The sequence below is a fragment of the Pedobacter insulae genome (assembly GCF_900113525.1).
GTDB lineage: Bacteria > Bacteroidota > Bacteroidia > Sphingobacteriales > Sphingobacteriaceae > Pedobacter > Pedobacter insulae.
On the sequence record NZ_FOPP01000006.1, the window covers coordinates 1 to 22,272 of the forward strand.

The window sequence follows — 22,272 nt, forward strand, 5'->3', positions numbered from 1 at the left end:
TTCCTTCTCTCGTTACCTCCGTAGCGGGTTGCAAAGGTAGAAAACTTTTTCTTTTTCGCAAACTTTATTTTGAATTATTTTCAGGTTTCAGCTAAGTAGCTGTCCACCTGATATTCCCCTCCAAAACGCTATCTCAATAACCCAATCTGCATCTTTATCCTTTTTCCCTTCCTCCGAAGCGGGATGCAAAAGTAGGAAAATTATCCGCCACCGCAAACTCTTAAAACCTTTTTTCCTAAACTATTCCATAACTCAATGGTTCTCAATAAGAAAAATATTACCGGTCATACTCCCGCACAACCGCACAGCTCCAAATCTCACTACCCGCACTCAATTGAAACGAACCCGTAAAGCCAATTTCACAACAGTTTCACGAACCAACCACTTACCTACTACTTACCTACTACTTTGCTACTACTTACCTACTACTTAGCTAGCCCTTGCCCTTGGGTAAAGATTTACCAAAGTAACACCTTTTATATATAAGGATTTAAAACGGATATTTGTTAGCACATGCATATATTATATATATACCTGTTTCGCGTAGTTTTCAATCTTAATTTATTGGTTATCCAGTTTAACCAATTCACTACCTATCTAAAGTATGTTAAAAATTGTTAAGTGTTTGATTGGCTGAAACGCTTTATTTAGCTTAGCACGATTATTTTTAATTGACGTTATCGTATTATTACCTTATCTTTGCACAATGTTTAAAGTTAAACACTTACTGATTTTAAGTTTCACTGTCCTATTATTAAGCCTTGCAGGTTGTAAGAGCCGTTTTGAAAAGTTACGTCTGAGCAATGACGTTTCTAAAAAATATCAGGAAGGTATTCGCTTGTATAATAAAAAAGACTATTCAAAAGCTTTAATCCTGTTTGAGGGTTTAGCTCAAAAATATCGTGGAACAGCTGAAGCTGAGGACTTGAATTATTATTATGCCTTTACACTTTACCGCTTAAAAGACTATACAACAGCTCGTTATAAGTTTAAAGAATTTGCGGATACTTATCCTAACAGTAAATACGCTGAAGAATGTAGATATTACGGAGCTTATTGTTATTATCTTGACTCACCTAACTCATCATTAGACCAAGAGAATACTTATAAAGCAATTGACGCATTACAGTTGTTCATCAATTATTATCCTAAAAGTGAACGTGCAGTGCAGGCTGCCCAATATATTGCCAATCTACGTGACAAGCTAGAAACTAAAGCATTTGATAATGCAAAACTTTATTACACCTTAGGGGGGTATGATGTAGCTTATTACAGATCGGCTGTTGTGGCTTTAAAAAATACCCAGATTGAGTTTCCGGATATTAAATATATTGAAGAGATCGATTTATTAATTGTGAAATCTCAATATATGTATGCAAAAAATAGCTATCCACACAGACAGGAAGAACGTTTCCAAGAAGCAATTGGTTATTACAATGAGTTTATGGAAGCTCATCCTGATAGTAAATTGGTGAGTGAGGCAAAACAACTAAAAGAAGATAGTGAAGCTGGAATTGCATCAGCAAGAAAAATACTCGCAAAGGAAGCTGAAGAAGCAGCAAAATATGCAGCATTAGCTAAAAAAGACGAGAAACAAAAAGATACAACTACAAAAAAAGCAGAGATTAAAACCCCAATAAAATAATGAATACACAAAAACCCGCTATACCAAATACTACGGTAACGAGAAATGTACATGATTTGGATGCTACTACTGATAACATCTATGAATCATTAGTGATAATTTCAAAAAGGGCAAATCAGATTTCTAATAATATGAAAGAAGAGTTACATGGAAAATTAGCTGAATTCGCTTCTTCAAATGATAACTTAGAAGAAATCTTCGAAAACAGAGAGCAAATTGAAATAAGCAAACATTATGAGCGCATGCCTAAGCCAAGCTTGATTGCAATTGATGAGTTTTTAAATGAGAAAGTTTATCATAGAAACCCCGCTAAAGAGCAAAAGTAAGTAGCTTTGGGACTGCATGTCCATGCACTATGCTATTAAATAAAAATATCCTACTTGGCGTTTGCGGTAGCATTGCTGCCTATAAATCGGCACTCTTAGTGAGAGCGTTCATTAAGGCTGGCGCAAACGTTAAAGTTATTCTTACTGCTGATGCAAATAATTTTATTACGCCCCTCACGTTAGCTACCCTTTCAAAAAATCCCGTGTACACCCAATACTTCGATGCCGAAACCGGCGTTTGGAGTAATCATGTAGAATTAGGTCTTTGGGCTGATTATATGATTATTGCACCAGCGAGTGCGAATACCTTAGCCAAAATGGCAAATGGGATCTGCGACAATTTACTTACCGCCGTTTACTTATCTGCCAAATGCCCCGTTTTTTTTGCGCCGGCAATGGATCTAGATATGTGGAAGCACGAAAGCACAAGAGAAAATATTGCGCAACTACAGAACTTTGGGAATACAGTTATAGCTCCAAATAGTGGTGAATTAGCAAGTGGCTTATTTGGGGAAGGAAGAATGGCGGAACCTGATGAAATAACTAAATTTCTGACTGCGCATATTAGGGCTGGTTTACCATTATTAGATAAAAAGGCCTTGGTAACCGCTGGTCCCACTTTTGAAGCAATAGATCCTGTACGTTTCATCGGCAACCACTCGTCAGGCAAAATGGGCTTCGCCATTGCCGAATGCCTAGTTTCTTTAGGCGCTGATGTTACTTTGGTAACCGGTCCGACAGCTGAAAAAAGCAATTATAACTTAAGGAGGGTTGATGTAGTTAGTGCTGCAGAAATGAACGAAGCATGTTTAGCGTATTTTACAGCAAGCGATATCATAGTAATGAGCGCTGCTGTGGCAGACTATACCCCTGTGCAGGTGGCTTCTCAAAAAATTAAAAAAGCTGATACTGAATTCCACATCGCCTTGCGTAAAACGACAGACATTTTAGCAGGGCTGGGAATATTGAAGCAAAAACATCAGCTATTAGTAGGCTTCGCGCTCGAAACCGAAAACGAAGCAGACTTCGCCCAACAAAAATTACTGAAAAAAAATTTAGATCTTATTGTGTTGAATTCCCTAAACGATGACGGCGCAGGGTTTAAGACCAACACGAATAAAATAACTATCTTTAATCGGGCGCTCGAAAAGACCGTGTTTGAACTCAAAAGCAAACACGAAGTGGCAGCTGACATTTGTAAAGAAATACTCAACCTATTGGTGTAATGAAAAAACTTGCCTGCTTCCTCCTAATTTTATTGAGTTATGGTTATGTCTATTCGCAGGAGCTTAATGCTAAAGTTCAGGTATTAGCACCGAATGTTTCTAACATCAACAAGAAGAATCTTGAAGATCTTCAAACAGTGATAAGGGATTTTCTGAACAATAACAAATGGACCAATGACACCTATTTGCCGCAAGAGAGAATAGATTGCAATTTTGTACTTACCCTAACAGGATGGGATGGAAACTCTAGCTATAGCGCTGAAGCCCAAATCCAATCGAGCAGGCCCGTTTTTGGCAGTTCCTATTTTACTACTCTTTTAAATATGAACGATAAGGATTTTGATTTTAGTTATAATCAAGGTCAGACTTTAGATTTTTCAGAGCAGAATTTCATCACCAATCTTAGCTCTCTCCTAGCCTATTATGCTTATACAATTATAGGGCTAGACAAAGATAGCTTTAGTAAATTGGGGGGGGAATTGCTTTATAATAAGGCTCAAAGCACCTTAAACATCGCACAAACAGCTGGCAGTAAAGGCTGGAAAGCATTTGACGGTTTGCGTAACCGCTATTGGTTAAATGAAAATCTTTTAAACAATAGTTTCCAAGAATTACGCGTGTTCATTTATAACTTTCATTTAAATGGCCTCGATCTCCTTCAGGAAAACCAAACCAATGCACTTAAAAAAATAGTAAATTCTTTATCTTTACTTCAACAGATGGACAAGCAAAAGCTAGGCTCCATTTTCCCAAATGTTTATTTTGCTAGCAAAGCTGATGAAATCGTAAACGTATTATCGCTTGCTGAGGCACAAGATAGAATCAAAGCGTATAACTTTTTAAGCGTGATCGACCCTGCCAACATCAGCAAATACGAAGGGCTGAAAAAATAATTGTTAAATTTTTGTTAAAACATTTTGTTTATACGAATACTTTCGTACATTTGAATACGAAATAATTCGTACATATAATATGATGAGCATTAACAACAGCAAACCAACTGAAAGCGAATTAGAAATCCTACAAGTTCTTTGGCAAAAAGAGCGTTGTACGGTTCGCGATGTGCATGAGACTTTAGCTAAGAAAGATGCTGGCTATACGACCACCCTAAAACTAATGCAGATTATGCATGAAAAAGGTCTGGTAGAAAGAGATACAACCGCAAAGACACATGTCTATAAGGCGTTATTAAATCAGGAAAAAACCCAACAACAATTGGTAAACAAAATGATAGATAATGTATTTAATGGATCGGCTGCAAGGTTGGTTATGCAGGCGCTTGGGAACCAAAGTGCAAGCAAGGAGGAAATAGAATTAATTAAAGACTATCTGGAGAAGATTGAAGGTAAATATTGATACTCGAAAACATGGAAGCAATGTTAAGCAATTTGATTAAAGCTCTTGGATGGAGCATTTTTCACTCACTATGGCAAGGTGCATTAATTTATGCCCTATTATTCGTAATACTAATGGCAATACCTAAACTCAATGCCAAACTGAAGCATAATCTAGCCTTTGGATCAATGTTATTGATGTTTGGTAGTTTTTGTTTTACTTTTTACTCAACATTTGAAGTTCCTTTAACAAATACGCAACAGGCAACAGTTAATGCCTTCATTGCCCAAGCAAGTTTACAAGACTTAAGCTTACTAAAATCTAGCAATTTCCTTAATACCGAATCTTGGTTCCCGCTCGTTACTAGCGCATATGCCATAGGTATCGCTATTCAACTCCTATTGTTATTTTCAGGTTATCAAAAGCTTAAGCAACTAAAGAAAGCAAATACAATAACTGTTTCTGAAGAATGGAATAAAATATTTCAGACAATCCTTGGGCAGTTAAATATCAATAAAGAAGTTAAGTTCTTCTTATCAGCCCGCGTTAATGTGCCTTTGGTTATCGGCTATTTTAAACCGGTGGTTCTATTTCCAATAGCACTAGCTACCCAACTCGAAATCAAACAGGTTGAAGCTATATTAATCCACGAATTATCACATATCCGCAGAAATGATTATGCCTTGAACTTGATCAAAACATTTATAGAAACCTTGCTATTCTTTAATCCATTTATATGGCTGGCAGGTAAATTTATCCGCATAGAACGGGAACATGCCTGCGACGATTTAGTGGTAAAGTATACAGGAACACCATTAACCTATGCCCATGCACTTTTAAAGCTCGAATTACTTAAAGATAAGCAAGCGCCTATATTGTCACTTGCCGCAACAGGAACCAATCAACATTTATATCAAAGAATCAAAAGAATAACGAATATGAAAACAACTTACATCAATGCAAAACAACAGCTTGTTATCTTTGCATTAACTTTATCGACTGTTTTATCCCTAGCTTGGATGAATCCAAAAAAACCTGCAATTAAAAAAGCTAAGAGCTTATCCACCATTGATAAAATTGCCACCGAAAACAAAAGCATAAACAATCATCTTGTGCTAAAAGCAGATACGGACACAACTAAAAAGAAAAAGAGAGTAGTTAAGTCGACCATTACCATCACTGATGATAACGGCAATACAAAAATCTACAATTCTATTAAAGATTTACCTGACAGTTTAAGGTCGATTGTAATCAGAAACAAATTTATAGGCGACTCTCTTTCAGCTTTTTATAGTTCTAAGGAATGGAAAGATAAAATGGCTAAAATACAATTGAATGCTGAAGATATGAGAAAACGGTTTGAATCCAAGGAATGGAAGGATCAAATGGCTAAAATACAGTTGAATGCGGAAGAAATGAGAAAAAAATTCGACTCAAAAGAATGGAAAGATCAGGTAGCCAAAATGCAATTCAATGCGGAAGAAATGAAGAAAAAGTTCGAGTCCAAAGAATGGAAAGACCATATTGCAAAAATGCAATTGAACGCAGAAGAAATGAGGAAAAAATTTGAGTCGAAAGAGTGGAAAGACCATATTGCCAAAATGCAATTCAATGCGGAGGAGATGAAGAAAAAATTTGAGTCGAAAGAGTGGAAAGATCAAATGGCTAAAATCCAGTTCAATGCTGAAGAGCTAAAGAAAAAATTCGATTCTCCTGAATGGAAACAAAAAATAGAGGAATTGAAAAAGCTTCAGGAGACTCCTGAATATAAAGAGTTGAAAAAGAAGTTTGATAACGACCTTAATGAATTGAAAAAACAAAAAGGAATTAAAAACGATATCACATTCAATTAAAAGCCAAACAAATGAAACAGTTAAAAGGGTAAGGATATTTTCTTACCCTTTTTTGCTTATTTTAGCATTCAATATGCTACAGAAACTTACGATACGCAATTACGCATTGATCGACAGCCTAGACATAGAATTCGATCAGGGTTTAAATATAATTACCGGAGAAACGGGGGCGGGAAAATCAATTATTCTCGGTGCTTTGTCACTTATTTTAGGACAGCGTGCGGAAAGTAAATATTTCTTTAATCAAGATAAAAAATGTGTAATAGAAGGGATATTCGCTTTAGCCAATGATCAATTAAAAAGTCTATTGGAGGATCTAGACTTAGATTTTTCTAACGAGAGTGTTCTTCGAAGGGAAATTTCAATGGATGGAAAATCAAGAGCCTTCGTGAATGACACCCCGGTTAATTTGTCGACACTAAAACTTATCGGTGAGCAGTTAATAGCCATACATTCCCAGCACGCCACCCTCGAGCTAAATGATGCTGATTTTCAATTGTTAATTGTTGATTCTTTAGCTGATCATGCTAACGCTCTGACAAACTACAGGCTAGGCTTTAAACAATTAAAGTCCGACCAGGCCCGTTTGCAAAAATTGATCTCAGCGGCCGATGAATCCAGAAATAAACAAGATTACGAACAGTTTCTATTTGATGAGTTAGCGCAGGCAAATTTAAAAACAGATGAGCAAAAGGTTTTAGAAGATGAACTTGAGCGATTAACACATGCCGAAACAATTAAAAGAAATTTAATCAATGCAGCTGGTTTATTGGCAGAAAATGAAATTTCGGCAGTTACAATTATAAAAGAAGCCAATTTACACTTACAAAATATTGAAAAATATGATCCTGCGATTCACAGTTTGTTTGAACGCTTAAGATCTGCTGCTATTGAAATAAAAGACATAGCGGATGAAACTTCGGCTATTGAAGAAAAAACGGTTTGGGATGATGGCAGACTAAACATGATTAACCAGCGATTAGATTTAATTTATAGTCTGCAACAAAAACATAGGGTAAGTACCGTTGCAGATCTGATTTTAATTCAGCAAAAGCTAGAAGACAATTTAAACCAGCTCCTTTCATCGGATGAGGAAATAGAAACCTTAAAAATAGCCAATCAAACTTTAGTCGAGTCGCTCCAAGCTCAGGCAGCAGTAATTAGTGCTAACAGGAAAAAAGCTATCAAATTCGCTGAACAACAAATTACAACTACTTTAAAACTGTTGGAGATGTCTAATGCCTCAATTGTTTTGACGCATCAGTTATCGGCTAAATTAACAAAAGATGGTGTTGATGAAATACAATTACTCTTTACAGCTAATACTGGGCAAGCTCCTGCCCCACTAAGCAAAGTTGCATCTGGAGGCGAACTATCCCGATTAATGTTAGCCATTAAGGCATTATTGGCAAAACATACTTCGTTGCCCACCCTAATATTCGACGAAATTGACACCGGTATATCGGGAGAAACGGCACTAAAAGTTGGGAATGTAATTGCATCACTTGGTAAAAATATGCAAGTTTTATCCATTACTCACTTACCGCAGATCGCAGCCAAAGGGAATGCTCATTATTTTGTATTTAAGAATGAGAAGGAGCTAAAAACTACCACTGGTATAAAAAAACTTAATCACGACGAAAGAATTTTAGCAATAGCGGAAATGTTAACAGGCAAAAATCCTGGTGCATCAGCTTTACAAAATGCCAAGGAATTGTTGGGATAACATAGAATGGTTATGAAAATTCAATATCTCCTCTTATTCACTTGTTTTATTCCATTTTATACGATGGCTCAAGATTTTTCAAAAATAGACGAGATCTTAAAAGATTATGATGGTAGCAAGCCCGGTGCTGCTTTGGCTATCATTAGAGACGGAAAAGTAATTTATAGCAAAGGCTATGGATTAAGTGATTTAGAATCTCATCAAAAAGTAACGGACCAAAGTAATTTTCGACTAGCTTCGGTGACTAAACAATTTACCGCAGCAGCTATATTACAACTTATTGAGCGTGGAAAATTGAGCTTAAAAACCAAACTAAATGATTGTTTTGATGCCTTACCAAGCTATGCAACGACGATCAATATCCGACAGATGTTAAACCACACTTCGGGAATACTAGATTACGATGACTTTATTGATGAAAGTGAAAAAACAGCTCAATTAGCTGATGCCGATGTGCTAAAAGCTTGCAGGAGCTTTAGCAAAACTTATTTCGAACCAGGAACAACTTATCGCTATAGCAACACCGCTTATGTATTACTAGGTTTAATTATTGAAAAATATAGCGGTATGCCTTATTCTGATTATTTAGCAAAACATATTTTCAAACCTTTAAAAATGAAAAATACCATTGCTTATGTAAAAGGAGTAAACGAGATTAGTCATCGAGCCTACGGATACGGCACAAGCCAAGGTAAATGGATTAGAAAAGATCAAAGTAGTACCAGTGCTACCCTGGGCGATGGGGGCATTTATAGCAACCTGAAGGATCTCACAAAATGGGACGCTGCCCTATATTTGGATAAAATTCTTCCTAAAAAAGTATGGTTGTCTGCCTTCGAGCAACAAAGTTTAAAAAATGGAACGAAAATAGCGTATGGGTTTGGATGGCATTTAAAACAAAGTAGCAGTGGGCAGGCTATAGTTTATCATACAGGAAGCACTACAAGTTTTAGAAACGTATTTTACCGAATTCCGGAAGAAAAACTCAGCCTTATTTTGTTAACCAATAGAAATACGCCAGAGGAAACCGAAATGACAACCTTAGCTGAGAAAATTCTTTCAAAACTAATATTTTAGTTAAATTTAACGGATGAAAAGTTTTTATCTGGGTTTTATATTATGTGTATGTCTTAGTGCCCACGTTTTTGCACAAGAAGGATATATAATTAGTGGTACGATAAAAGATAAAAAAGAGGTCTTACCCGGTGCCAGCGTGTATGTAAGCGGATATAAGATTGCTACAGTTACCAATGGCGACGGAAAATTTAGCTTACCGAAACTTGCTCCCGGCAATTATGACATTCTAATACAAATGATCGGATATAACCCCTATTCAAAAAACATCATTATCTCCGACAAAGCAATTGATGTTACCATAACGCTCACCGAGAATACAACATTTTTAAAAGAAGTTGTGATTAAGCCAGATCCCAATCGTGCCTATTATTTGGCCTTATTTAAAGAATATTTTATCGGCAAATCGCCAAATGCAGCGCAGTGCAAAATACTTAATACGAATGTATTAAATTTCTATGACGACAAAGAAACCAGAACAGTAACGACAACGGCGAGCGATTTTTTGATTATAGAAAATGTTGCGTTAGGCTACAGAATAAAGTACCTGTTAGAAAGCTTTGAATATGACTATAAAACAAAGATTATTTACTACGCCGGACACCCACATTTTGAAGAATTAAGCGGCAGTAAAGCGAAGAAAAAGAAATGGCTTAGGAACCGGGAGATTGCTTACAATGGTTCAATCCAACATTTTTTCAAATCCCTATACCACAATACGATTGCCGAAAATGGTTTCGTCATTAATAAGCTCGGAACAATTCCCAATACAAACAGAAAACCAGATAGCTTAATAAACGCAAACATTAAAAGATTGACTGCAGGTAAACAAGGCCTAGTAAATTCATTAACCTTTAACGGAGATGACTCCTTATCATATTGGATTAAGCAAAGGAATTTACCAAAGACATTCAACACAGTTAACAGAGCTGATGTCTTGATTGATACTTTGGTAAAAAGACAGGATAAAGATCTTAAGATGATCAAATTTAAAGATGCACTTTACATAATTTATAAGAACGAGACGGAAGATTCAGCCTATACACATTCGGGGCATAAGCAAAATCGTCCCTTAGATGTAGGTAATTTTCAGATTTCTGTCCTCAGTTTAATCGAGCCCAGCATTAGTTTTTACGCTAACGGCGGGGTTTATAGTCCAAAAAGCAGTTTATACAGTGGCTATTGGGCCTATGAAAAAATGGCCGATATGGTGCCCATGGAATATCGTTAGCATTAATTAACCTGTAGCGGTTTACTGCCTACGCTTTCTACACCCGCTAGATCTACCGTTTTTAACTGATAAATATTCAATTGCCCAGCCACATAACTCCTTGTAGCCACTGCATCCTTGTCAGGAGATACGGTTTCAATTAACATGAAAGCCTTACCGTTCCACTTATAGAGTTTATAAACCTTTACCTTTAATGTTTCGTCTTTCAGCCATTTAATATTCAAAACATTATCATAAACGGCAGCTTTCAGGTATGTCGGACCAAATTCTCGTTCAAATGGATTCTTGTAGACAAAGGTCATGCTAGGGATACTTTCTTTATTTACCCCTATGGATTTGACCTGGAATGCATCTCCATCTTTAAGATTTGCGATAGTCAAATAATTTATTTGATTATCAGTGTAGCCATCTTTTAATAACCTAAAGGCTGTTTCTCCTTTTCTTTTTTGGTAAACCTGATATCCGGAAATCTCTTGTCGACGCAAGCTATCAACGGTCCAAACCAAACTATAGGTCGTGTCATTCGCCGTCAATATTCGCAAATCAGTAGGCGGGGCTATTCCTTGGCTACCAAAACCAAAGGAAATTGTCGCCGTATCAGAATGTTTACTTAAATCAAATGAATTGCTTTCCGCTACCACAACATATTGATACATTTCCCTGGGTTTTAACGAGCTCAGTGTGTCCTTCCAGAGATATTGCCCAGTTTTATTTTTAAAAATTAAAGGAGAGGAAACTTCAAATTCTCCAGCATTCCCTATTCTTTTCTTAATATAAAATCCTCTTGCAAATTCATTGTTATTCTTCCAGCTAACTACAATGGCTTTATTTCTCTGTTCAGTTTTTATCCCATTAACTTTATAGGGTATGATAGGAAATTGGGGTACCACAACAACTGAGGCAGATGAATAAACTCTATCACTGTTAAACCCCTTCATATCTAATCTATAAAAGAATGGTTCATTGGCATCGTTTACCTTGTCAATATATAAAGTGTCTTGAGGATTGATATTTGAAATCAACTGATATTTACCATCCATCGATCGACTACGCAAAAGTGCGATGTCTTTTACCCAATAGTTATCAGATATTTTCCAGTTTAAGATAATATTGTTCGTATGCTTTGCATTAACCGCATTAAAAACTGTTGCGATTGGCCTAACGTCAGGCGCGAAGGCATAGGCCCATATACTTTCTGCATCTACCGTTAAGGTGTCCTTCTTAATTTTTAAAATGTACTGATATACACCAGGAGAATTCCTTACACTTGTATCAGCAAATTTTACAGTTGTGCGAGTGGCTATTTTTTTATTTGCTCTAATTAATTTTTCTCCGTCATTGCCTTTTCGATATACGTTCATCACTAAAGTATCTGTTCCAGCAATTTTTATTGGATTGTAACTCAAAATTATATCCCCACCTTCATAAGTAGCTGTTACTTTTTGTTGCGCAACAATTGAAGTTGAAACCAGGAGCAGGAAACTTCCTATTAAATATTTCATGATCGTATTTTTAAATTTAATTAAAGAGATGGTTTAAAACTAAAACCACTTCCATCTTTCTTTAGCTCCAACTTCGGATTAACACCTATTTGTCCAAGGCAGTAGGATATATTGGCACTTATGCCGAAGAGAATAGAACCACCCAAGCCATTTGCATCATACATCAAGGTGAATTTCCCTGCTGCACCTCCCGACAAACCAATTGTGCACAATTCGAGATCATACAGACAGGATGCATTAGCATAGGCTATACCCCCAATGCTTACAGTTTTTGAACCGTCTGAATCTAATATAAAATTAATATCTACCCCCGCAGAAAAATCAAATACAGGAACAAAAGCCCCTACCAGAGGAATATCTTTTAAACTTGGACCTGGGAGCTGTGGCAAGTCATTTTTATCTAGCGATTTCATAACGTTCACATAAAAACCTTTTAGGCCATTATTAAGCCCAGTTGGCAATTGGCTGTTGAGTGTAACACCCTGTAATTTTTGACCTAAATAAGTCGGGAACGCCGAGGTATAATAGCCTAAAGCTATACCACTTTTAAAGCCTCCTGTTATACAACTTGGTAAAGCCGTAACCGATGCATCAGTTACAATACCTACTACAAGAAATCCATTTTTATCGATTTGCAAATTAATATTTGCATCATTAATTGTTACGGGGCCAATTGGCAAATTAGCGTCTACCAAATTTAAAGTACCACTAAATGAGGCTTTATCAAAATCGAAAACAATATCAAGATCTCCAAACGGCGTACTAATTCCATCAAGTTGAAGTCCTTTCCCTCCCTCTTTATTTTTAATAGCACCGTTGACTTGGAAATCTATTAAATCGCCACCTTGAGCAAATAAATTTTTGCCTTCTTTGTTTACAAAATTGGTTGGTTTCCCGATAAAATTAACCAAAGTCCATTTGTTATTTGAAACAAAGTTTCCGCCACTTTGGATCTCCATATTTTTAGCGCCCATCGCAATTTTTTGCTTTGGCAAGAAGTCCATTTTAATAACTCCAGGTGTTTTCGTCAGTGTCCCCCTAATACCTTTAATAGCATCTTCGGGCCCATTTTTGTAGATCAAAACCCTTCCTTCTACGGCAAGGTTATCCTGTGATAGCTGAAAGGAAGTGCCTTCAAATTTAACTTTCCCTTCCATTTCAACATCGGTTTGCAATTTATCCACGGTTAAAACATTTCCGTTTTTATCGGCAAATTGGCTCAAAGGATTTTTCGTGTATTTAAACCTACCGGTAACGTTTGCTGGAGCTCCTGGTATCTCTAAATTCGTATTGCCAACTAGCGTAAAGAAATCATCGGCCACGTCAATACCCGTAACATCTTGCGATAGCACATTGTAGTAGTTAATTTTTGTAGGTGCTACAATAATTGTTTTATGCTTTCCATCACTGTAATCGGTTAGCATATTAATATTTACTCTGGATTTACCCATTCCCGGCAAGTCATCTACGTATGCTACCGTTTCGGCACTACTTGCAAGATTTAAGCGGTAATGTGGTTTTTGATCAAACGGAGCAGCTGGGTCGAAATTTAAAGTCATCTTCGCATCCGCCGCTAATTTTAGCGGAGTGATATTGGCCAAAGTTAGCGCCTCCTTACCTGTTAACTTTGAAATCCCTAAATCAACACTAGCAGGCATTATGATTAAATCTTTTAGCGTTACCTGCGGTAAGCTTGTTTTTAAAGTGCCGTTTAAAACTTTAAATCCACCTTGATTAATATCATAAGATAGTCCTGTACCTAAGATAGCCCATTTCTCTAAAGGCATATTAATGTTGCCATCATACTGTTTCCATTCTATATTGTTCTGTGTTACCGTGAAACTTCCAGCAGGCATTGTTTTAGCGTCCAAAAGCGGTATATTCAAGAGAACATTCGCATTCATATGATATCCATCAGCATTAAATTTAGAGCCAGTGCCAAGTTTCGCCGTAAAATTGTGAATGCTAAAACTGTCCTTACCATATAACGCCTGTAAACCATACCTGCTTTCTGCTGCAAAATCTGGCTTAGCAGAAAACACCTTTGTTGGATTATTTACCAGTGCTGCACTTCCACCTAAACGATAAGAACTACCAATTAAAAATTTGCCGGTGTATTTATAGCTAAAATTAAAAGATGATAATTCGGAGGTCAGAAATCCTTCTAAAACCCCATAGCTACCATCTAATCTGATAACAAGCTTGTTGTATACCTTTTCTTGATCGGAAGCAATAACCTCGCATGCATACTTATCATAAACCATTACCTTTAAGGAAGTAGCCTCTACGTTTATCACTTTTGTCGTTGGACTAAAACCATTTTTTGAAGTTTGTACAGCCAGTTGCACAAAAGGCAATTTAGTTTCGCTAAGTTCCATTTTAAAACCATTATTGCTAGGTAATTTAATGAAAGCTCCAGTAATTACCGATGTAGCATAGCTTTGTTTAACTAGCGAGTGAACTTCTATTGGCAAGCCCCAAATTTCGGCCTTAGCACTTAGTGCTGTTAGCGAGAAATTAGCAATTGGATTACTAGGCGATGCTTCCAATTCTGACCTAACATAACCTGGTGCACCACTTTTTACAGCATAAATCTTGATAGGCAGATCTGCATAATACTGTCCATAGGAAAACCAAAACTTAGGACTAGTGGATCCATATAGGGTGTACTTTCCATCCATACCTGTTGTGGTAGAATTTTGAACTTCGCCATCAGCATTTGTACCACTTATGGTATAAACTCTGGCTCCAGCAATTGGCAAACCCGTAGTTGCATCTTTCACAACACCGCTTATAATTTGTGCTTTACGCAATGCAATCACAATGGGTGCTCCAGGTTCCTTCCTAATCGGTATCGACTTATAGTCATCATAAGTTACATAATTAGTAGCAACCACTCGAACTTTAAATTCATTACCCGGACTTGCTATAGCGTACTCTTTTGTTAATCCGGTATAAGGGTCGCTATTGTGATATTCATAGGTATTGTTGCCAATACCAACGTAGCTACTAATAGGTTGACCACTGTCTGCATCTACAACTTTAAAAATAACGCGATGCAGTTTTTCCTTTAAAACAATGGTACCATTTACTTTCCCCAAATTATTCGTGATCATAGTCATATCACTTTCCTTGATGTTAGGATATAAGCTTTCACCGAAATAGTTATCCACCACGGGTGCAATTGTTAGAGACTGATAACCACTTTGTGTTCTTTCAATATAAAACACCCCACCATTATAGGTTTTGATATAAGGACCATTTCCAACTTTTACATTGGCCATTACAGGTTGCCCTTTTTCATTAACCACCCTTCCATATACTGCTCCCACTCCTACCATCACTTGCTCTGCAGTGGAGGGGAAACGTTCGCCTAATGCTATGTTTTGTTGATTGGCAACGTATTTATCAGCGAAACCCAGCTTAGAGATAACAATGGTACGCAAACGGTTTTCCTTTAAATCTTTAATTTGCAAATAGCCATTTGCATCGGTTTTGAAATACTCATCTTCCACTAAGGTTTTTTTCTGATCGTTGGTATATCCTTGTATATGAACACTTGCATAAGGTACTGCTTGTGTAGCCCCATTTTGCACCGTGATAGCCCTAAGGTAAATCTCAGGAAGTTTAGGTTTCAATATAATCGGCTTCGCAGCAATTTTTGTTTCAACTATAAAGTCGCTATTAAATTTAGCATATAAATCACCCACCGATCCTCCTTTTAACAATTCACCGTTTTGAGACCGGTAGTTAAAATTCCCTTCAAAAGGGTTAACTGGAACGCGAGGGAGATGGCCATGGGTAATCAATAGATTTGTAAATCTCGCAAAGCCGTTGGCATCAGTTTTTACAACAGCAACAAGTGGTAAATCAATATCATCCGATTTATCGTCTTTTACCTTGGTAGTTTGATTAGCGTAACTTTCTGCGTCTGCCTCCCATGGCATAGTTATATTATTATCTTGCTGATCAGAGCTGCTTGTCGGGCCCCACCATGCTCCATCAGGTGGAGGTGTAAAAAATGTATGTTGATCCAACATCTCTACAGGGTAGTTCGCTAATGGTTTGCCTGAAGTTACCGCTTGATTACTTGTTTTATCGCTTACGACTTGAACGGTGTAATTGTAGCTTTTAACAAAAACGATTTCATCTGGAATCGTAACTGTTTTTCCTACCTGAGGCATCACATAAACGTCGGGACTTGTAAAATAGCGTTCATCACTAAATTCTCCAATATCACCAGGTACGTGATGTCTACCAACAATCATCCTAATAACCCCAAAATAACTGTACTCTTTACTTGCTTCAGTTACTTTACCCGTACCTATATAGCCAATCTTGTAGTTGTTTACAAAGGTATAGCTAAAACTGCCGTCTTCTTTTAGCGTAGTACTTCCGATATTTCGTATGCCTGATATTTTTTCTCCGTTTAGTACCAAAGGATACATATCCGTTGAGTAACCTGGATAAGGTTTGAGTTCACTGAGTTTTTTAGGGTTTTTCGTTTGGCTCTGCAGTACTACATACACAAAGTTCAACTTTACACTTTTTAAAGGATGGATATCGACCCCTATGGGAAAAGTATTGTTTTCGAAATAACTAGGGAAATTGTTATTGTCATATTTATCCACTGAAATCATTTTAGGAGCACCGGAAGCGTTTACCCCACCTTTTGGATCAATTTGGAACATAGAGGTCACAGGCGGAAAATTAAGTTCTTTCTTTATAGGCACCTCGTTTTCACCCTTGAACCTATAAAATAATTTACCTGCTATCGTACTCGAAATTGGCGCTGGCGGAGCTACGGCTACTGGTTTAGGAGCGCCTTTATAGGTAAATTCTATAATATTACTTCTTCCAAAATTTTCAATGCGCATGGATTTACCATCTGGATTGTTGCCGCTGGCAATAACTTGAATAGCATATGTAGCGTCCTCCTCGAGCTTTATGCGTCCATGATTTCTTGCATATATTATATCTTCGTTAAGTTTAGGAGCCTCCAAAACAAAACTATTAAGCATTTGCTTATAGGATAACACTACCTGAACGTTATTATCCAAGGAGCTTATGGCATCCAATCCTGGCATTAACTTGACTATTTTTATTTCGTAAGCAGGATCATATGTCGTGTTAGACTTATCCCAGGCAACGTTAATTTTTGGTTGTGAAAAATCATTCAGTTGAGCAACAATATCGCCAAATTTCGGACTGGTGATTACTGGTGCCAAAGGCAATATCTCTTCGTTTTTTAAAACTGAATATTCAAAAATATTGATGGCACTATAACCATCATTTTTAATTGCAGTAGATACTCCCAGATCATTCGCCCTAACTCTCCAAGCATAGGTCCTTCCAACTTTTAATATTGGGTCGGCATTGGTTACTCTATAAGTATTTGCATAAAGAACGTCTTTATTAATTAGGAAATCACCCTTCGCAAAAGCCTGGGCAGGATCTGATATTGGCGTAGCAAGTTCCACAACCTGAAAATTATATCTGAAATAGCCCTGAACCTTAAAATCCCAATCAAATGCAATATTTTGAGGAGAAGTTAACGTAACCTTACCATTTGCAATTGGGCTAAGCAATAGAGGCGACTCAACTTCATTTTTTGGATTATAAGAAAATGTATTGATGGTACTTGATGCTGCTAATTTCGATTGAGCTCTAGAAAACTGATCTACTGCGCTTACTCTCCAAGCATATCTTTTCCCAACAATTAATGGTGAATTTGAATTCGGCAATGTATAACTCAGGCCATTAACGTTTTCATAGATCACAAACTTGTTTAAGCTAAATATTTGCTCAGGATTCCCTCCTGAACCCGGCATTTCCACTACTTGCAAAACATACCCATTTTTCGGTGATGAAACATTTGTCCACTGGAAAAATGGCCTGTTGCTTGTTGAAATAATATTTGCATGTTCTTTCGGGCTGGTTAATATCGGAGGCGAGTCTAAATTGACCTGACTTGCATAAGTAAATAAATTAGCCTGGCTAACCCCTCCGTTTTTAAAAACAACTTTCCCACTTGGGTCGACAGCCTTTACCCTCCATGCATATAATTTTCCCACTAACAGCGGTGGGTCTGCCGGAGATAAAACATAAGAAAACCCATTTAATGTTCTATTAACCAAAGGAAATGATACGCTATTTAAAACCTGATTTGGATCTGCGGCACGCAAAGGCATTTCAGCAATTTGCAAAACATATTGTGTCCCCATGGGAGCAAAACCTGGATTTAGCCAATTAAAAACAACGCTTTGAGGGGTTGTTGAAAATATAGAAAAGTTAGCTGTCGGACTAACCAAAACCGGAGCATCTGGATAGGTAATCGTTATATTGGTACACCCCAAAGGTGCGTTTGACGAGATCAGCTGATTGGTATTCATATCTACCGCTTGTATACAAAAACTATAGTTCCCTTCGGGTAAACGAGAAGATTGTACCAGTTTAACTTTATCAACTCCATAAACATTCAAAGAACTTAAATCGAAAATATCTCTTAAAGCCAACCCATTTAGCTGTTTAGTTTCATTGGGATTTAAGATAAGAGGCTGTAACGGAATATAATTAGACTTTGTTGTAATTCTGATTCCATTATCTCCGCTAAGTTGACCCGTAAGCTTAATTTTTTTTGACGATGAGGTTAAGTTTCTCACGATTAATAAAACTTTACTCGCATTTACACCGGCATAGTCTGAATAATATGGGGAATAGGGAGGAAGTATATTTACTGTTAAACTAACTTGGGGGCTTGCTTGTTGACCTAAAGCGTTGAAATTAAATACCATCAAAATTAGCATCAAGCATAGTGATCGAAGGAGGCTGCGATAATCTTTATTCATTAGTAATATCTTTTGCATAGCGGATGGGAGTTAGAACTAAAATGAATGTGATAAAGAAAGATTGCTATATATTTCGTTAAAGGATGGTAGTGTAATATCTTTCGAATTACTCTTCAAATAATTGATAGATAGATTGGCAGCATTCTTCTTAGTAAAGCGAAATGAACCATTTAAACTTCCATTTAGAATGTTACCCGCTTTAATTTTATTATTTTTTTGTTGTTGAAGACTAATTGCGGCACTTAAACCCACCTTACCCTCCCAAAAATCTTTCGTAACTCCTAGTGATGGTCCAAAAAAAACCGTGTGACCCAAATAAATATCTGCTACAGTATAGTTCAGACTAGCATTAAAGTTAAAACCGGACTTAGGAAAGCCCAGCTGATATGAAAAATTTGCCGTTTTACTGTTGGATAAATTTTGAGCGGAAGTGAACCTATTCAAATCTATTAACGATTGGATATTACCTACTAAGATAAAACTGTGCGATACCAAGGTGTCTGTTAAACTATACCGTAGCATGCCACTCAGGTTATGATTGGTCTTAGCCACTCTCAAAGTATCAACAATAGGGTTTAAACCCCGATCTTGTGTAATCCCATAATTTGAATAGCGTATATCAACTCCGTAATTAGCTCTGTTAAAATTCGCATTGAACGAACCTATCTTACGGTTAGATTGATAGGCTTTATCTTTCATTAAGTTATCGTTCTGTAAGCCAATAGCCCCATTCAACTGCATTTGACCTTTAATCAATTTCACACCACCCTCAACAGTATAATTTTGAACATCACTTTCTGTATAATAAGCCCCCATGCTTTTATAATCTGGATCTACTCGTTTATACTTTACTAATATAGTATAGTTTTTACCTTGGTAACCTAGGCTGGTGTGACCTGCTGTAAGCACTTGTGTTGAGGCATTTAACATAATTAAATCCCGAATAAAATCTATCTTGTCAAGTTTTAAATTTTTAACTGTATCGTCCTGCAAGTTCCTTGTATATAAACTTCCAGATGCATCTAACTCAAATATGAAATGTTTAAAAAAAGTGAACCTACTCTCCATACCTAGAACTAAATTTTCTGAAGGAGTTAAATTATAAGAACTTGGTCTGCTGACTAAGGAGGTTACCTCATCTTTAGCTCTTAACATGATTAAATCAACATGATTTTGGGGTGTTCCAAAGCCTAACTTGGTACTGAACCCTAATCTTTTATAGGCTGGGGTTTGGGCAAATGCCGTAGGCAGTGTAAGGTCTTCTTCAATAGCCTTATTAAAACGTCCATAAATAACACCGAATCTCAGTTTGCCTGGATTTAGCTCTACTCCGCCGCCTAAAAAATTGTAACCAGCCAAAGTGTAGTTCGACCATTGTATACTTTGCCAACCCGCATGTACAGTAATCCACTTATAGGTTGGACTAATACCGTATTGATTAAAAGGTTGTGTAAAGCCCCGCTGCTGATCGCTAACTACTACACTGAAAGGAAATGAAACCCCATAAATAGACAGTGTGGGCGCACCACTTAGCAAATATGAAAAGGCTCTTTGACGAGCGGGAATTCCGCTTGAATTATAGGTGCCAATTCCTAAACCCAATGTACCATTGATGGCGAATGGTTTAGCTTTTACAACTTGTTCAATATCTTGCGCTCTGACGGTTCCAAAAAATTGAGACACTAAAAGGAAGAAACATAAAAGTAATAGCCTTTTCATATCAATTCAATTTCTTGAAATCACTTTCTCTTATATTAAATTTTATCATCATTTGAGACATAGGAATGATTGGCTGACCCCCTTTCACGCTCGAGATAGCTCCGCTATTTGTGTATGGCACTAGAACTATTCTAACTTTATTTATGCTAGGGCTGACATAACTTCCATTTTTTCTTTCGATAATTCTTGCCGAGGCGGCAGTTAGAGTGATTCTACTTTTGGAAAAAATACCGGTAAAGGTAGTATCACCTTCTACAACTTGCTTCCAACCTGTTACAACATCTCTCATATAAACCAACATTAAGCTGTTTTGAGCTGTTGCTAGTGCTGATGCCGGAATTTGAAAAACAGAAGTGCTATCATTATAATTACCATTTCTATGTATTCTTAAATTAGCCAAGTCAAAATAATAAGATGATTCGTAACCCCAACTGAAAGTTGCATTATCAGGCGTTTCAAATAAAAGATTACTGGCACCACCTCCCCCACCACTAGGCCCTATTAATGAAGTTCCAGCACCCCACACACCTCCTGTTTTTGGACCATAAATAGTGTAATTCGTTGTATTGATATAGAAATCCCCATTTACACCCACTGTATTAGCAGGTGCTCCGGTTCCATTTAAAATCCCATTTCCATTCGTACCATTTAAACCGTCGGTTCCTTTTAAACTAGCCCCTATACCCCATCCGAACATTGGATTAGCACTTTTCGGACCGTACAATGCGATGGGAATTCTTGAAATATAAAAATCGCCGGCCTTTCCTAAATTAGGATCAGGAGCAGTTTCTCCGCTATAGAAGATAGTACCATCGGCACCTGCAGGACCCACTGGACCTTGCGCACCATCAGCACCACGAAGTAAGATTGGAATTCCCCAACCAGCAGTATCTTTTGGTCCATATAGTAAATAGTTCGTTTTATCTAAATAGTAATCGCCAGCGGCGCCATATCCAACAGCAGGTGCACCATTACCACTTAACGTTACACTTCCGTTAGCTCCATTGGTGCCGTTCGTACCGTTTGCCCCATTCGTACCGTTGGTTCCCTTCAACACCAAACCTAATCCCCAACCGGTGTTGGCTTTAGGGCCATATAAATTTCCTGTATTCTGATCTAAATAGTAATCCCCATTCAGTCCAATCGTACTTAAAGGAGTTCCAGAGCCGCTGTAAATAATACTTCCATCTTTACCAGCAGCGCCAGCGGGACCTTGTGCACCATCAGCTCCGCGTAAAACAATTGGGATACCCCACCCTGATTCCAGTTTTGGTCCATATAATTGATAGCTTGATTTATCTAAATAATAATCGCCCGCATTTCCTAAAGCTGCAGCGGGAGCCCCATTACCACTTAAGGTAACACTTCCGTTTGTACCATTTGTTCCATTAGTACCATTTGTTCCGTTTGCTCCGTTAGTTCCGTTCGTACCATTTACGCCCATCAAAGTAATGGCAGTTCCCCATCCAGCAACTAGTTTCGGACCGTACAAGTTCCCTGTACTTTTGTCGAGATAATAGTCCCCTATTGAACCTAAAGCAGCAACAGGAGTCCCTAGGCCACTATAAATAATGCTGCCATCTTTGCCCGCAGCACCCATAGGACCTGCATCTCCTGTTGTTCCTTGTGGGCCAGCTGGCCCCTCTGGCCCCTCCAAACCGGTTTCGGAACATGAGGAAAAGATAACACCAATAAAGCAAATCATTAAAAGATAGGTGTATTTCATAGGAATAAAATTTTAATAATTGAAGATAATCTTGATCGGAGCGCAATTCGGGATATTATCG

Annotated in this window: 13 protein-coding genes; 9 read left to right on the plus strand and 4 right to left on the minus strand. The window is 37.4% G+C overall.

Translation table 11 applies throughout. The features are described 5' to 3' along the window. Window positions 1–706 precede the first annotated feature (706 nt). The 9 genes from BM207_RS11050 (at window position 707) to BM207_RS11090 (ending at window position 10,416) form a co-directional block, all read left to right on the plus strand. On the plus strand, window positions 707–1,645 hold the full coding sequence (locus BM207_RS11050; RefSeq protein ID WP_090993983.1) for an outer membrane protein assembly factor BamD: 939 nt from the start codon (window positions 707–709) through the stop codon (window positions 1,643–1,645). Beyond that, complete coding sequence (locus tag BM207_RS11055; protein WP_090993985.1) at window positions 1,645–1,971, plus strand: DNA-directed RNA polymerase subunit omega; 327 nt, start codon at window positions 1,645–1,647, stop codon at window positions 1,969–1,971. The genes BM207_RS11050 and BM207_RS11055 overlap by 1 nt, the downstream gene beginning before the upstream one ends. A gap of 29 nt (window positions 1,972–2,000) precedes the next feature. After that, window positions 2,001–3,197 (plus strand): bifunctional phosphopantothenoylcysteine decarboxylase/phosphopantothenate--cysteine ligase CoaBC, encoded by a 1,197-nt coding sequence (coaBC, locus tag BM207_RS11060; protein ID WP_090993987.1) that lies wholly within the window; start codon window positions 2,001–2,003, stop codon window positions 3,195–3,197. Continuing rightward, window positions 3,197–4,090, plus strand: a complete 894-nt coding sequence (gene porD, locus BM207_RS11065) for a type IX secretion system protein PorD (RefSeq protein ID WP_090993990.1) — start codon at window positions 3,197–3,199, stop codon at window positions 4,088–4,090. The genes coaBC and porD overlap by 1 nt, the downstream gene beginning before the upstream one ends. Window positions 4,091–4,169: 79 nt before the next feature. Further along, window positions 4,170–4,553: a BlaI/MecI/CopY family transcriptional regulator gene (locus BM207_RS11070; RefSeq protein ID WP_177217106.1), complete on the plus strand. Its 384-nt coding sequence runs from the start codon at window positions 4,170–4,172 to the stop codon at window positions 4,551–4,553. Window positions 4,554–4,666: 113 nt separating this feature from the next. Next, on the plus strand, window positions 4,667–6,385 hold the full coding sequence (locus tag BM207_RS11075) for a M56 family metallopeptidase (RefSeq protein ID WP_245768083.1): 1,719 nt from the start codon (window positions 4,667–4,669) through the stop codon (window positions 6,383–6,385). A 73-nt stretch (window positions 6,386–6,458) separates the two neighbouring features. Next, window positions 6,459–8,111 (plus strand): DNA repair protein RecN, encoded by a 1,653-nt coding sequence (gene recN, locus BM207_RS11080; RefSeq protein ID WP_090993996.1) that lies wholly within the window; start codon window positions 6,459–6,461, stop codon window positions 8,109–8,111. Window positions 8,112–8,123: 12 nt separating this feature from the next. Then, window positions 8,124–9,188 carry a serine hydrolase domain-containing protein gene (locus BM207_RS11085; protein ID WP_090994417.1) on the plus strand — a complete coding sequence of 355 codons (1,065 nt, stop codon included), beginning with the start codon at window positions 8,124–8,126 and terminating at the stop codon, window positions 9,186–9,188. 13 nt (window positions 9,189–9,201) lie between these two features. Beyond that, window positions 9,202–10,416 carry a carboxypeptidase-like regulatory domain-containing protein gene (locus tag BM207_RS11090; protein ID WP_090993998.1) on the plus strand — a complete coding sequence of 405 codons (1,215 nt, stop codon included), beginning with the start codon at window positions 9,202–9,204 and terminating at the stop codon, window positions 10,414–10,416. Window positions 10,417–10,418: 2 nt separating this feature from the next. On the opposite strand, the gene BM207_RS11095 is transcribed toward BM207_RS11090, so the two are convergent. Genes BM207_RS11095 through BM207_RS11110 form a run of 4 tightly spaced genes read right to left on the minus strand, consistent with a single transcriptional unit; the run spans window position 10,419 to window position 22,211 of the window. After that, the gene (locus BM207_RS11095; RefSeq protein WP_090994000.1) at window positions 10,419–11,918 is read right to left on the minus strand and encodes a fibronectin type III domain-containing protein; all 1,500 of its coding nucleotides are present in this window, start codon (window positions 11,916–11,918) and stop codon (window positions 10,419–10,421) included. 20 nt (window positions 11,919–11,938) lie between these two features. Continuing rightward, complete coding sequence (locus BM207_RS11100) at window positions 11,939–18,784, minus strand: hypothetical protein (protein WP_143095946.1); 6,846 nt, start codon at window positions 18,782–18,784, stop codon at window positions 11,939–11,941. 18 nt (window positions 18,785–18,802) lie between these two features. Next, window positions 18,803–20,485 (minus strand): hypothetical protein, encoded by a 1,683-nt coding sequence (locus tag BM207_RS11105; protein ID WP_090994003.1) that lies wholly within the window; start codon window positions 20,483–20,485, stop codon window positions 18,803–18,805. A 1-nt stretch (window position 20,486) separates the two neighbouring features. After that, window positions 20,487–22,211 carry a collagen-like domain-containing protein gene (locus tag BM207_RS11110; protein ID WP_090994004.1) on the minus strand — a complete coding sequence of 575 codons (1,725 nt, stop codon included), beginning with the start codon at window positions 22,209–22,211 and terminating at the stop codon, window positions 20,487–20,489. Between the last annotated feature and the right edge of the window lie 61 nt (window positions 22,212–22,272).